The following is a 14,381-nucleotide window of genomic DNA, read 5'->3' on the forward strand; positions in this document are numbered from 1 at the left end:
AGGTCGAACGGGCACCGGTGTGTTTCTTCAGTCTTTGTCACCTCTCACACGATACTTTGCTTCCCTGGTGCTGTTAAGTACCACAAAGGTGGCCAGTACGGATACCATGAATTGAATGACTGAGAACACTCGGCCGAAGCCGGTTCCTCCGTCGGAGCGGAAGTCTTCGCACTCTGGCGGGAAGGGGCGCGGGGACGGCGCTAACTCGAAGGCGGGGGGTGACTCCCCGAAGCGGCGGCGTGGCCGTCGGCGTGGTTCGCACGCCAAAAAGCGGGGGTCGCAGCAGCAGCGTCGCCGCGGGTCGAACCGGCGGGGGCGGGGCGCGTCGGCACGGAAGAGGCAGCAGCGGCCGGTGGATTCGTCGCTGGAGACCCGGAACGAGACGAGCGCGGGCGGCCTGGTGGTGTCGGGTATGGCGGAGGCTGTGGACCGGCACGACAAGGTGGACTTGTCGAAGATTTACGTCGCGCTAATTGGGCGGCTGGACCGTCGGGGGCGTCTGTTGTGGTCGATGCCGAAGGGCCACGTTGAGGAAGGCGAGGAGCAGTGGCGCACCGCGGAGCGTGAGGTGTGGGAGGAGACCGGGATTACCGGCGAGGCCTTCAACACGCTCGGTGTGATTGATTATTGGTTCATTTCTGAGGGTGTCCGTATTCATAAGACAGTGCACCACAACTTGTTGCGCTACGTCGACGGGGTGTTTAACGACGAAGACCCGGAAGTCACGGAAGTCGCGTGGGTGCCGATGAACCAGCTGATTGAGCGCCTGGCGTACGCGGACGAGCGCAAGCTCGCGCGGATCGCGGTGAACAGGATGCCGGACTTGGCGCGCAAGGAGGCCGCGGCCGGAAGGTTGACACCGCGATGAGCAGCGTGCGTAGCGGAGCCGCGGCGATTGCGGTGGCGGCGCTGGGTCTGCTCCCGGTCACGGCGGGCGCCCTACCAGCGCCAACGTCGCCCGAGGACCCGGCGGTGGCGTCGCAGTGGGTGAACCCGGCAGTTCGTCCGGGGGAGGGCACCCGCGCGTCCATCACGCTTGTCGACGCCCCCTCGGCACTCAACGCCGGCGAAATGTTTCACGTGAAACTTCGCATCCACAACAACACGGACGCGCCGCTGGCGAACCTGCGCGTGGTCCCACGGCGTGGCCCGGCCACGGGTTCCGTGCTGGACCAGCGCGCGGCGGCGGTCGCCTCGGTGAGCGAGTACGGCCCGGTGGGGCGCGGAGTGGACGTCGATAAGGAGTTGGGCGCGGGGGAGTCGGCAGAGGTCGAGCTGGATGTTGAGCTGCCGGGCGCGGGGACGTACCCGCTGCTGTTCGAACTCAAACAGAACCTGACCTCGCTGGACACTGAGCGCTTCCACATCTCGGTGCGCGGCGAGCCGTCGGAGGACCCGGCGCCGGCTATGACCGCGCTGTACCCGATCACCGCGCCGATTGACATCGTGCCTGGCGAGACTGGGGAAGCCCCGGAGCGCTCCCCGCTGCTGCTGAAGTCGGAGACGTTGGCGAGCCAGCTCGCGCCCGGCGGGAGACTCGAGCGGCTGCTCAGCCAGTACGAGGACGCCGTGGAGGAGCCGGGCGTCGGCTTCGCCACGTGCGTGGGGCTGGACCCGGCGCTCGTGGACACGGTGGCGCGGATGGCAGAAGGCTATCGCGTCACCACCACGCGCCCGCCGGTTGCTGAGGAGCCCAAGCGACTCCGCGACAGCTGGAACACCGACGACACCACCGCCCAGGGCGAGATAGGCAAGGGACAAGCGGACGCGCAGGCGTGGCTGGCTCAGCTGCGCAGCGTCGCAGCGAAGGGCTGCACCGTGGCGCTGCCGTGGCAGAATGTAGACGTCAACACGCTGGCCCGCACCGGGGATCCGTGGCTGATGCGTGAGGCGTTGGAGCGTGGCCCGTTCGTGCTCGAGCGGGAGCTCGGCACGGCGGGAACGCTCAACGCCGTCATCCCCGGCGCCGGCTACATCACGCCGGACGCGGCCCCCGCCTTCGGCTGGGCCAACCACATCGACTCCGCGATCCCGGAGCACGGGCTGCAGGGGGAGTGGGAGGCGGCTCGGGCGGAGCGGGCGTCGACAAGTGGGGACGGGCAGGCTGCGCTCGACCGCAACGAACTGCCGGACCCCGCGGACGTGTTCCCGGCGGCGCCCGCGCACCCGGTGCACGTGCTGGCGGCGCGAAGCAGCGTCGACCACCCGGGCCCCGGCAACGCCGCGTGGGTGGCGCCGGGGGTGATGGCGGTACAGTTCCAGGACTCGCTGGCCTCGGTCTTAGCGACGGTCGGCTCCGCCCCCGCCACCGTCGGCTACTCGAATGACGCGCTGCGGTACCGCTACGAGATGGACTCCCAACGGGCGCGCGCGATCAACGCGGCGTCCGCGCTGCGGCTGGCGGTGCAGGAGGCGACGCCGGAGGAGCCGGTGTTCGTGAACCCTCCGGCGAGCTGGGACGCGGACTCGGCGGCGATGCTGCTGGGGACGGTCGCCGAGCTGGTCCGGGATGGCAAGGCGACGCCGATGAGTTTCGGAGACTTCCTGAACACGCCCGACCCGGCGGAGGTGCCGGCGGCGACGCGCGTGGGCACGCTGTTTCCGGATCCGACGGTGGTCTCGGACGCGGAGGTGCTGACGGCCTCCCAGCAGGCCGAGTTCACAGATGACTTGACGCAGTTGCTCGCGAACGACCCACAGGTGGCGCTGACGCGTTATGGGTTCACGCTGCCGCTGCGCCGCGATGTGCTGGCGGCCCTGAGTATGCAGGAGCGGCAGTCGCTGTCGCGGTACGACGCCGCCGTGCGCACCACGGCCGAGCGGTTGCGGGGCAGCCGCGACGTACTGCAGGCGCTGCGGGCGTCGGTGACGCTGATTCCACCGGGCAACGTGTACACGCGGACCTCCCCGTCAAGCCCGCTGCTGATCGTGGCGCAGAACGGGATGCCGCTGCCGGTACAGACGACCATCCGGTTCCAGGCGGCGAGCGGCCCAATCACGCTGCACGTGCCAACCACGATGCGGATCCCGGCCCGCGGCTCGCAGACGGTACAGATGACGGCGGACTACCCGGAGGACCAGCGCAGTATTGACCTGCAGCTGTACCTGGCGGGTTCCGATGGCAGCCCGATCTCGCAGCCGGTGAACATTTCTGTGCGCACGGCGGGCGCCGCCGTGGAGGGCTGGGCGCTGGTCACCGGGCTCGGCGTGCTGGTGGTGCTGATGCTGATGTATTCGGTGGGCCGCCGCCGCCGGGCGCGGGCAGCGCCACGCAGCCCAACAACACCGCAACGTTTGGACAATGAACACCCACCTTTGATTGGAGACTGACGTGGTTGAGCAACCTCGGGCTGGTACGCGTGGCCGAATCGTGCCCCCTGCGCCGCCGGCGCCGGTGCCCACCCCGCGAGAGAACCCAGAGCTTATCGACGCCACCGAGGCCGAGGCCCCGGACCGTTCGACGCTGACCGCGGACCCTTCGGCGGCGGTGCCAGATCCCGCCCCGGAGAGCAATTCCGTGGTGCGGGCGACGGGGTCGATGGCGATCGCGACGCTGATTTCGCGCATCACGGGGTTCATCCGCACGGTGCTGATCGGCGCCGCGTTGGGCCCGGCGGTGGCGTCGGCATTTAATACGGCGAATACGCTGCCGAACATTATTACGGAGATCGTGCTGGGGTCCGTGTTGACGGCCCTGGTGGTGCCGGTGTTGGTGCGCGCGGAGAAGGAGGACCCGGACCGCGGGGAGCGCTTTATCCGCCAGCTGTTCACGCTGACGCTGACGCTCCTGACGGTGGTGACCATCATCGCGGTGGCCGCCGCGCCGTTGCTGACGCGCATCTTCCTCGACGATGAGGGCAAGGTGAACGTCGCGCAGTCGACGTCGTTTGCGTATTTGGTGTTGCCGCAGATTTTCTTCTACGGCATGTTCTCGCTGTTCATGGCGGTGCTGAATACGAAGGAGCATTTCCGGCCGGGTGCGTGGGCGCCGGTGGCGAACAACGTGGTGTCGATTGCGGTGCTGCTGGGGTACATGATGTTGCCGGGCAGTTTGAATCCCGCGGCGCCGGCGTCGATAGCGAATCCGCATGTGCTGCTGCTGGGCGTCGGCACGACGTTGGGTGTGGCGGTGCAGTGCCTGATTATGCTGCCGGCGCTGCGGAAGCTCGGCATTAATCTGCGGCCGCTGTGGGGTATCGACGACCGCCTCAAGGTGTTCGGCGGGATGGCCCTGGCGATCGTGACTTATGTGGGCATCAGCCAGGTCGGCTACATCGTGACCACGCGTATCGCGTCGATGGCGAGCGACGCCGCCCCGATTATTTACCAGCAGCACTGGATGCTGCTGCAGGTGCCCTACGGCATCATTGGCGTCACGTTGCTGACGGCGATCATGCCGCGCCTGTCTCGCAACGCCGCCGATGGTGATGACGCCGCGGTGGTCCGGGACCTGACGTTGGGCACGAAGCTGACGTTCATCGCCCTGATCCCGATCATTGTCTTTATGACGGCGCTCGGCCCGGACATCGGGCACGCGCTGTTCGCCTACGGCAACTTCGACGGCGGCACGGCCCGCACGCTGGGCCTGACGGTGAGTTTCTCCGCGTTTACGCTGATCCCGTACGCCCTGGTGATGTTGCACCTGCGCGTGTTCTACGCGCGGGAGGAGGCGTGGACGCCGACGTTCATCATCGCCGGCATCACGATTACGAAGGTGGTGCTGTCGTACCTTGCGCCGCTGGTTGCGGATTCGACGCAGTCCGTCGTGGTGCTGTTGGGCGCTGCGAACGGCTTCGGTTTCGTCGCCGGCGCGGTGATCGGCGCGCTGCTGTTGCGTCGGAAGTTGGGCACGCTGGAGGCGCGTTCGGTGCTGCACACGTCGCTGTGGGCGACGGCCTCGGCACTGATCGGTATCGCGGTGATGTTCCTGGTGCGCTGGCTCGTGCGCGATGTCGCGGGTATCGACGCCCCATCCTTCCTCGGCGGCCTCATCGGCTTGCCGTCGCTGGGCTTCCTGCTTGAGGTGATGGTCCTCGGCGTGCTGTTCGTGGTGGCGACGGGTCTGGTCCTGTCGCGCTCCGGGCTGCCGGAGGTGCAGAACTTGGGTCGTGCGTTGGCGCGCATCCCGGGCGTGGGCCGCTTCATCCGCCCGGACGAGGACGCCGCGATCGAGGTCGGCGAGGTGGATCTGCGGGATGTGTCGCAGCAGTTCCTCGCCGCCGATACGTTCAATGCGTCGCCGGTGCCACCGCCGATGTCGGCTGGTGTCGTGCGTGGTCCGCGTTTGGTACCGGGTGCGTCGGTGTCGGATGGCCGCTTCCGCCTCATCCGCGATCACGGCTCTACCACGGGTGCGCAGTTCTGGCAGGCCCGCGAGGTGTCGACGGGCCGGCCCGTGGCGCTGACGTTCGTCGATACGACGGGCATGGCCCCGATGGCTCCGGCGACGCCGCGCCAGGCCGCTATCGACGCGGCGGGTGTGTCGCGTCGCACGCGCAAGCTCGCGATGCTGCGCCACCCGGCGCTGCCGGAAAACATCGAGATCGTGTCGTATCGCACGGGTGCCCTCGTGGTCGCTGACTGGGTGGAGGGCTCCTCGGTCCGCGCCGTCGCCGAGTCGGGCCAGACGTTGCACACGGATGCGGTGGCGAACGCGCTTGCCCCGTTGGCGGGCGCGATCGCCGCAGCCCACGAGGCTGGGGTACCGCTCGGGTTGGATAACCGCCAGCGCCTCCGTATCGACCGCGAGGGCCACGTGCGCCTCGCGTTCCCGGCAGTCCTGCCGGACGCCTCCGCAGCCGACGACGCCGACGCCTTCGCCTCCGCGCTGCAGCTGCTGACCACCAACGTCGACTCCGATGACCTCGCGGATGTCGCCAGCACCACCCGCGCCCTCGTCGACGCTGACGCCATCGAGTCCCACGACTTCCGCGAGCTCGAGCGCCAACTCACCCGCGACGAAGCCGAGGACGCCCCCGCCGAAGCTATCGATCCCGTCGAGCCGGTGGAGGAGGAGCCGGAGGAGCCGAAGGACCTGCGCGGCGGTTTCGGATCCCGCCGTTACGGCCCGGTCACACTCGCGGTGTTGCTGTCGCTCGCGGTTGGCGCGGTGATCATCATCGCGGCGCTCACCGCGTACCTGGTCGGCTTCCTCTCCGGCGACGACACGAACGCGCCCGTCACGGTGGACTCGGTCCAGACTGGGGTAGAGGAGGTCGAGGAGGAGGTCACGGGCCTGCCCGTGTTGCTCACCCCGATGCGCGCGACCATCGAAGGTGCTTCCGCGCCCGAGCTTGTCGACGCCGACCGCTCCACCACCTGGACCGGCTCAGACAACGTGAGCGTCGAGCTCCGACCCGCCAAGGGCGCGACCGCCCGCAAAGGGTTCACCCTGGAGCACGTGATCGTCGACACCCCGTCCAACGGCGATACCTTCCGGATCTACGGCCTGCCCGCCGGCGCCTCGTGGAACGGCGACGTCGCAGACCTGCCGCTGCTTAAGGAGGGCACGTTCCTCAACGGCGAAAACGGCATCGACGTGGAGGACTCACCGGAACTCACCGGCCTGGTCCTCAACGTCTCCGGCCAGGACATCATCCTCCGGGACGTCACCCTCATCGGGCGCACTAGCCTCCGATGATGTCCACCATGGTGGACAAGAAACGCTTCCTCTTCCGGCGCTGATGCATCACACTGGATGCATCAGCAATGGGAGGGTGCATCATGCGCAGAAAAACGGACCACCAACTCGTCCACGAATACATCGCAGGCGACATCCACGCCTTCAACCTCATCGTCCGGCGCCACGAACGCAACATGCTCGGCGTCGCCCTTCGCTACTCACGCAATGAGTGCGACGCCGAAGACATCGTCCAAGACGCCCTGCTTAAGGCGTCCCGCCACCTGCACGGCTTCCGCTTCGAGTCGAAGGTGTCTACCTGGCTATACCGGCTGGTCGCCAACGCAAGCTTGGACCACCAGCGCCGACGCAAGGCCGAGTACACCGTGTCCCTCGACGACAACGATGAGCTCTCCCAGGACAAGGATCCCCGCCTGGCCCACGACCCGACCGCTCACCTCGACCGCCTTATCGCCGTCAAGGACGCGCTGCGCGTCGTACCGGAGGCGCACCGGAAGGCTGTCTTCCTCATCGATATCATGGGCATGTCCCTGCAGTCCGCCGCCGACACCTGCGGCGTCCAGCCCGGCACCATGAAGTCCCGCCGCGCCCGGGCACGCGCCATGATGCTCGAGCACATGGAAGGGGTCTGTTAGCTCCTCGCTGGGGACTCGCACCACATTCCAGGATTTTGACCATCCCCGAGGCGTTTCCCCAGGTCGCGTGCTTCGCGTGGGGGAATTTGGTGTCCAGGAAACGGGGCGAGTGACAAAAGACGCAATTCGAAAAAACGCGACCTACATACCTGCAGGTCGCAAAAGGGCTAGGCAACAAGGGGTGTGTCTTTTGGCACTGGGTCCCATCAAGGAGACACCAAATTCCTGCTTTCCCCTTAGTGCCAGGATGGTTGTGAACGTCAATCCATAGGAGGTTTTGTTCATGACCGACCCACAGTTGCCTGAGTTGGTGCCGTCAGCGTTGACGTCACCACCGACCGTTGCAACCCCGGTAAGGACCCACGGGGGCAAGACTAACTCCCTGATGAATCGCAGGGCGGACGCGAAGACTTCGTGCGTCATACAGATCTGAGATCGCGTTCTTAATATTGCTGAAATCCATTATTCGCTCCTACTATTCGTTTCTGCTTGCGCTGCGGCGGTGAGAAGGGCGTTCCACACTTCCACGTTCGCATTCGACTTCTTGGTTCGTTTTTGGACGGCGGCATCGTTAAAGAGAAGGTACAACAGCGTCTTGACAATCGGCGCGTCATTGAGCGAGCCCCTGCCAGGATTGATGAGTTTGCGGTACTTCGCGTTGATGTAGATGCAGTGGTTGGGCTGATCGATTTCGACGAAATCGTTGCCCGGAAGCTGCTTGTATTTGATGTCGATTGGGTCGGTGAAGCGGAGGCGCGCATGCTCCTCAACTGCGCGTTTCACCTCCGGGGCGATGCCGACGCCTGCCTCTGAGATCTGATCGGCGTTTCCTGACTTCTGGTTGGACTCCCGGAGGACGTCGCGCGCGTCGGCGCAGACGTCATCGAACGTATGTTCCGAATCTTCGACGTCCCGGAGGGAATCGATGAACCTGTGGAAGCCCTCACTCAGGCGCACGGAACGCTTCTGTGGGCTCACCATGACGTACTCGTTGATCACTTGTGGGTCGTCGATAATGATGCGAAGCAGCTTCGTGTCCTTGCTGTTGCGGCGGAAGCCGCTCCAGCCGCCGCTGGTGAGGAGGCGGTCGGCGTCGTAAAAGTAGAAGCCCTGGTGGCCCATCGCATCTTTGCCTTCGAGGATGAACTCGTCCTTCGTGGAGCGGTTGGTCCAGATGTGGGCGGTCACACCCGGGGCGCCTGGCTTCCCGCCGACGGTGAGTGTGCGCGGGTAGTCTTTGCGCGCTGGGCGGCTGTAGCCGACGGGGTTGATCGGCTTTACTGCGGGGTTCGGCGCCCAGTCTGCGTCGTCCCAGCGGGTGAACATGGACACGTTGAGGTCGCCGCGCTCGAGGAAGCGGTGGTACCGGATACCGATGTGGCGGCGTACCTTCTCCAGCGTGCTGGAGATGAAGCCGAGGCCTTGCGCTTCGTCCTCACCCCGGTACACGTCGGTGAGGCTGTTCCACACGATGCTGGTTCCGTGCTTGAGCGTGAGCATGTCTGCGCGGAGGTTCCAGACGTCCATGATGGAGCGCTCGCCCAAGACGCCGGCATCGAAACTTCCTTTGCGCAGCTCGTAGCCGGCCGAGTGCTGGCCGCGTTGGCGCGACACCACGGTGACGATCTCCGCGTTACTGAACGAGCCCTCTTTCATGCCCATCCCGTACCGGCCGATGTTCTTTTTGTTGCGTGCCTGGTGCCCGCCGAGACGCAGGATCTCCTGCATCTCCTGCAAGGACATGCCGGTGCCGTCGTCGTGGATGCCGATCTGCACCAGGCGGAACCCGTCGACGTGGAAGTGCAGCACCACGTTTTGGGCGTGCGCGTCGATGGCATTATCGATCAGCTCATCGAGGCCCGTCACCAGGTCATGGTTCGCCCCGAGGGCGTGGTGGATTCCCTCGGTGGGTGGGAGGGCAACGACGTGTTCAATGTCGTTCGAGATCTCTCGGGAACGCATCCGTGAACTACCTCAGCCCCTCCACGATCCGTACAGTTTCCACCGCGACGCGCGTGACCTTACCAATCAGGTCAACGATGTAGCGCGGGTTGCCCACCTCATCGGACCAATCATTCGGGTCATTCACAATCCCGGACGCCTTATCCCGCTTCACCTGGTAGCGGTCAATCAACCACGCCAGCGCAGAGCGCGACCCAAGCATGTACTCGTCAGCCTCAGCTGGAATACCGGTGATGGTCACGCGCTTGTTGTAGATCAGCTTGGTTACGTCGTTGACGTTCTTGCCCGTCTCCGGGTCCTTCTTGCGCGCCCACTTCATCTTCAACACACGCCAGGTATCCGGGTCGGACTCGTCGCCCTGGACCGCGATGTCCAGCGGGTACGGCTCCACATCCTCATACCCAACGTGCAGGTCCATCAGTTCCTTGCCGACGCGCGCAAACTTGTCGAACTCTTCCCGCGAACCTGGCGTCTCGATGTGTGGCAGCATCTTCTTCAAATCCGCCGCGTACGTCTCCCGATAGTTCGGGTCGTGCAGCTTGCCGTAGACAAAGTGGAAGATATCGTCACCAGTGACATCCGCGCCCAGCGCGTCACGGTAGAGCGCCTTGATCTCGTCAGTGATGTTGTCCTTGCGCACATACCCAGCAACAACCTCACCGACCTGCCCATACATCGAGGACTCACCCTCGCTTATCGACGCCCCTTCGCCAAACAACCCGCCATCTTCAGCAGCCACGGGTTCCCAGGTGAACCGGGGGAAGAACTGCACTGGATCCACGAAAACACTTAGATTAGGCAGCAAGTCTGACGCAATCAGAGAAAACGGAGTCCTTGTGGAGGCGGTACACACTCCAAAACCAATGTTTTGATGCGCTGGGGTCGGGAACATCGACGGCATCTGTGATCGCTCGTGGTTGAGTACCGCATCAAAGTACAGGAATTGTGATGAAAATGGGCGATACAAGGAAGGAATGATCTGTTCTTGATGGACTTCCACGGATACGCCCTTGGACGCAGCGTTTCGCAAACTCCTGCTCCACTTCACAAATGAAGGGTCAGAGTACTGAGGATTCTGCTTCAAGAACTCGGCAACCCGTGCCTCACCACGACCCGCGTAATTTGAAGAAACTGAAGAAAATGCTTCGACAACTTCGTTGTAATTCTTGCTGAGCTTCGTAACCTGATCATTTAGTTTGTTCTTCGCATGCGAGTACATCCAAGCATCTCTTGAAGTTTCTAGGCCACGGGAATGAACTGAAAAGAACTTAGCCGAAGTTCCCTTCTTCTCACCGATGACAGGCCAGGTTGCAAAATCATCACTGCGCTGGTTCAACCAATCACCGTGCTTGTTCGGGGTAATTGAACGCCATTCAATATTCCCAATCGTCGACGAATCGACAATTGCAAGCTTTTCCTCTGCCGACAGGTAATCTCCAATGTCGCGGTAATGCAACTCGAACCCCGACTTCTTCGGATCCTTGACCCCGATGGTGATCGCAACGGTATTGCGCGACCCAGAACCGAATACCTTGCCGCCCTCCTTGCGCGACTGTTCACCTGCTGTACGCTGATTCCCCCTCAGGTTGAATACGTACACGTCGTTGAAGTCTTCAGCGAGCGACAGACGGATTCCGTCACCAGTATTGGCATCTACCCAGCCACCGTTCGACACAAACGCCACAACACCTTGATCCCCAATCCGATCCGTCGCCCACCGGAACGCGCGCAAATACGAGTCGTACAGGGAGTTCTTATTCGTCGCCGTTGACTTCGCTGCGTACGTCTCCGCGATGCGTGCATCCAGCGTCGGATATTTCACATTCGCGTTGTTATCGTTCGCACTCGTCTGACCTACCGAGTACGGCGGGTTGCCCAAGATGACATTGATGGGGGCTTCCTTCTGCCGGACGATGCGCTCGTTGTTGTTCTTAAATACCGTCAGATCCAGGATGTCGCCTTCCTCGTGGATCTGGAACGTATCTGCAAGCGCGATGCCCTCAAACGGCACATACTCCGGCTCCGGCAGGCCTTCGCGTTGTGCGGCCTCGGCCTGCAACGCGTTAAACGTCGTCTCGATATTCACCGCCGCCACGTAGTAGGCAAGCAGCATGATCTCGGTGGCGTGCAACTCGTTGGCGTACTTGCGCGCCAGATCCTTCGGATCAATCAACCCGGATTGCAACAGGCGCACCATAAACGTGCCCGTGCCTGTAAACGGATCCAAAATATGCACGCTCTCATCGCTCAAGCCGCGGCCGAAGTGTTGCTTCGACACATCGTCGGCGGCGCGCAGGATAAAGTCCACGATCTCTACCGGGGTGTAGACAATGCCCAGCTTGTCGGCGTCGCGCTTGAACGCTTTTTGGAAGAAGCGCTCGTAGAGCTCCTTGATCACCTGCTGCTTCCCGGACGCGCTCGTGACCTCGGAGGCGCGCACACGCACCGAGGCGTAGAACTTCTCCAGCGAATCAGTCTCAGCATCCAGGTCACTATCGTCGAGCGCGTCGACCATGCGCTGCATGACCTGGGAGACCGGGTTGTGGGCGGCGAAGTTGTGCTCGCTGAACAGCGCGTCGAACACCGGGGCGGTAATCAGGTGCTGCGAGAGCATGCTGATTGCCTCGTCCTCAGAGATTGAGTCGTTGAGGTTGCCGCGCAGTCCCTCCACGAACGTGTCGAACTCACCGCGCAGTTTCGGGCTCGCGTTTTCCAGTAATTTGTTGATGCGAGTGATCTGGTTCTCCGCGATCACGGCGACATCGTCGGCCCAATCCTCCCAGTAGGTGCGGGTGCCCACCTTGTCCACCAGCTTGGTGTAGATCGCCTCCTGCCACTGCTCAAGCGAGAACAACGCGATCTGCTCCACAACGTTCGAGCTGTCGTCATACGGCTGGGCGTCATTCTCGTCGAGTTCTTTGACCTTGTCGTTCGGCTTTGTCACGTGATCAACGTCGAGGGGAAGCTCCGAAATGTTGCCCTCGTTGAAGCCAATCGAGTTCACCTTGGCGTTGAAACGATCATCGTGCGCACGCAAGGCGTTCAGGATCTGCCACACGACCTTGAAACGCTGGTTATCGTTCAGCGCCTCCGACGGCGACACCCCCGGCGGCACAGCCACCGGCAAAATCACGTAGCCGTAGTCCTTGCCCTCCGACTTCCGCATGACGCGGCCCACGGACTGCACCACGTCCACCATCGAATTACGCGGGTTGAAGAACACCACCGAGTCGAGGGCGGGGACGTCGACACCCTCGGAAAGGCACCGAGCGTTCGTCAGCACACGGGTCTCATTCGCCGGAATATCCGCCTCTAGCCACGAAATCTTATTGCCCCGCTCCAGCGCATTCATGCTGCCATCCACATGCTGCGCCGCAACCTCCAAATCCACATTGTGCAGCGAAACATCATTCAACACTGCGTGCTCCCGAAGCAGCTGCTGATGCGAGGACACCAACGCCGGGAAACTCTCCGCAATCAACTTCGACGTTTTAATATCCTTCGCGAACGCCACCGTACGACGCATCGGCTCCGCATCCTCATCAAAGCCGCCCTTCTTGCCCTGCAAACCCCCCGAACGCTTCGCCAAACCATTCCACGCGCCGATCATCGCAGAGGCCGTCGTCAAGTTCATGCCCTCATGCGTGCGCAACGCCATCGCCTCAGCCGCGACATCCTCATCCACCGTCATCACAAGCACGCGATAATCCGTGAGCAACCCCTTCTCGACGGCCTCCCCGAACCCCAAACGGTGCAACTCAGGGCCATACACAGCTTCATCGTCCATCGACGCCAACTCCGCCGAATGCTGCACCGCCTTATCCTTCACGCTCTCATCGAACAAGCGCGGCGTCGCCGTCATATACAAACGCTTCGACGCACGAATGAACTCCGGATCATGCACCTTCACAAAGTTCGACTCGTCCTCGCCGGCCAGCGTCACACCCGTCGTGCGGTGCGCCTCATCGCAAATAATAAGGTCAAAATCCTCCAACCCCAGCTGCTGCGCATCATGCACCGCCTGAATCGACTGGTACGTAGAAAACACCACATTCAGCGCCTTCGCACGCTTCCCCCGCTCATACCGCGCCGCAATATCCGCCCCAGAAGTAGACACCTGCACTTCCAAATCATGCGCCGCAATATCCTCCGCCTGCTTCCCCGCCTTACTATCGGAGCACACCGCGAATGCCTTCAAATCCATCGTCGCCTGCGCCGTCCACTCCTTCAACGACTGCGACAACAACGCAATCGACGGCACCAAGAACAAGATCCGTGCCTTACCGTTATTCTCCTGCGCAACACGCTCCGCCAAGCGCAACGCCGTAAACGTCTTCCCCGTACCACACGCCATAATCAGCTTGCCGCGATCATGCGTCTTGAACCCCTCCAGCGTCTTCTCAATCGCTGTCGCTTGATGCGGACGCGGCTCAAACGTCTCCCGGCGCGTCAAATGCACCTCAATCTCCGAACCAGGAAACACCACATCCCAATTCACCGGAGAATGCTGAATATCCGAAAACCCAATACGGCTCACCGGAATCTGCTGATTCCGCAACGCCTCCTCAGCATGACTCGACCACAAATCCGTCGTCGAGATAATGTAACGCTGAGCAAAAAACTCAACGCCCTTCTCCGTAGAAAACGAACGCCCCGACGCCTCAAAAAACGAATCCAGCTGCCCCTTCTGAATATGCGTCGTAGGCAGGTAAAACTTACACTGAATAGCCACCCACCGGCCGTCCTCCACCCGGCGCGCAACCAAATCAATCCCCGTATCCGCCTTGCCCCCATTAAACGGCCAATCAACCCAGCGGTACACCTGATCAAACTCCGGCGCCAACGTCGGATCCGTCCGGAAGAAATTCACCATCAACTTCTCAAACGCAAGCCCATACTTGCCCTGCGGCTGATTCTCACGGAGCTGATCAAGAACGTCGCTAAAGGTTGCCATTAGGAATAACCTGCCAAATCTGAACGGGAACGTGGGAACTAGGTGGACGGCCTGGGAGCAGAGCCCGTGGGGCGGAGCCCTCTGCAGGAGGGGTCCGCGTATTAATCTAGCTGGTTTGGTGGGGAGATATAGGCATCAAGACAAGAGTCGGGATTTTGTGAACAGAATTGCAGATGGGAGTGGTGGGGTG

At 62.7% G+C, this 14,381-nt stretch carries 6 protein-coding genes; 4 read left to right on the top strand and 2 right to left on the bottom strand.

Annotated features, from left to right (window positions below; genetic code table 11):
• The first annotated feature begins 115 nt into the window (after window positions 1-115).
• The 4 genes from ACXIUA_RS10740 to ACXIUA_RS10755 all read left to right on the top strand — a co-directional run bounded on the left by ACXIUA_RS10740 (window position 116) and on the right by ACXIUA_RS10755 (window position 7,275).
• A complete protein-coding gene (locus ACXIUA_RS10740; protein ID WP_083433288.1) occupies window positions 116-868 on the top strand; it encodes an NUDIX hydrolase in 753 nt (250 codons plus the stop codon).
• Complete coding sequence (locus ACXIUA_RS10745; RefSeq protein WP_457976827.1) at window positions 865-3,330, top strand: DUF6049 family protein; 2,466 nt, start codon at window positions 865-867, stop codon at window positions 3,328-3,330. The genes ACXIUA_RS10740 and ACXIUA_RS10745 overlap by 4 nt, the downstream gene beginning before the upstream one ends.
• 1 nt (window position 3,331) lies before the next feature.
• On the top strand, window positions 3,332-6,640 hold the full coding sequence (locus tag ACXIUA_RS10750; protein ID WP_457976828.1) for a murein biosynthesis integral membrane protein MurJ: 3,309 nt from the start codon (window positions 3,332-3,334) through the stop codon (window positions 6,638-6,640).
• Window positions 6,641-6,723: 83 nt separating this feature from the next.
• The gene (locus tag ACXIUA_RS10755; RefSeq protein WP_457976830.1) at window positions 6,724-7,275 is read left to right on the top strand and encodes a sigma-70 family RNA polymerase sigma factor; all 552 of its coding nucleotides are present in this window, start codon (window positions 6,724-6,726) and stop codon (window positions 7,273-7,275) included.
• Window positions 7,276-7,737: 462 nt separating this feature from the next.
• On the opposite strand, the gene ACXIUA_RS10760 is transcribed toward ACXIUA_RS10755, so the two are convergent.
• Together ACXIUA_RS10760 and ACXIUA_RS10765 are read right to left on the bottom strand one after the other, a co-directional pair.
• Entirely contained in the window at window positions 7,738-9,237 is a 1,500-nt protein-coding gene (locus ACXIUA_RS10760; RefSeq protein ID WP_457976831.1) for an ATP-binding protein, read from the bottom strand.
• A 7-nt stretch (window positions 9,238-9,244) separates the two neighbouring features.
• Window positions 9,245-14,191: a DEAD/DEAH box helicase gene (locus ACXIUA_RS10765; protein ID WP_457976832.1), complete on the bottom strand. Its 4,947-nt coding sequence runs from the start codon at window positions 14,189-14,191 to the stop codon at window positions 9,245-9,247.
• Window positions 14,192-14,381: the final 190 nt, after the last annotated feature.

The sequence above is a fragment of the Corynebacterium sp. UMB8791 genome (assembly GCF_054166365.1).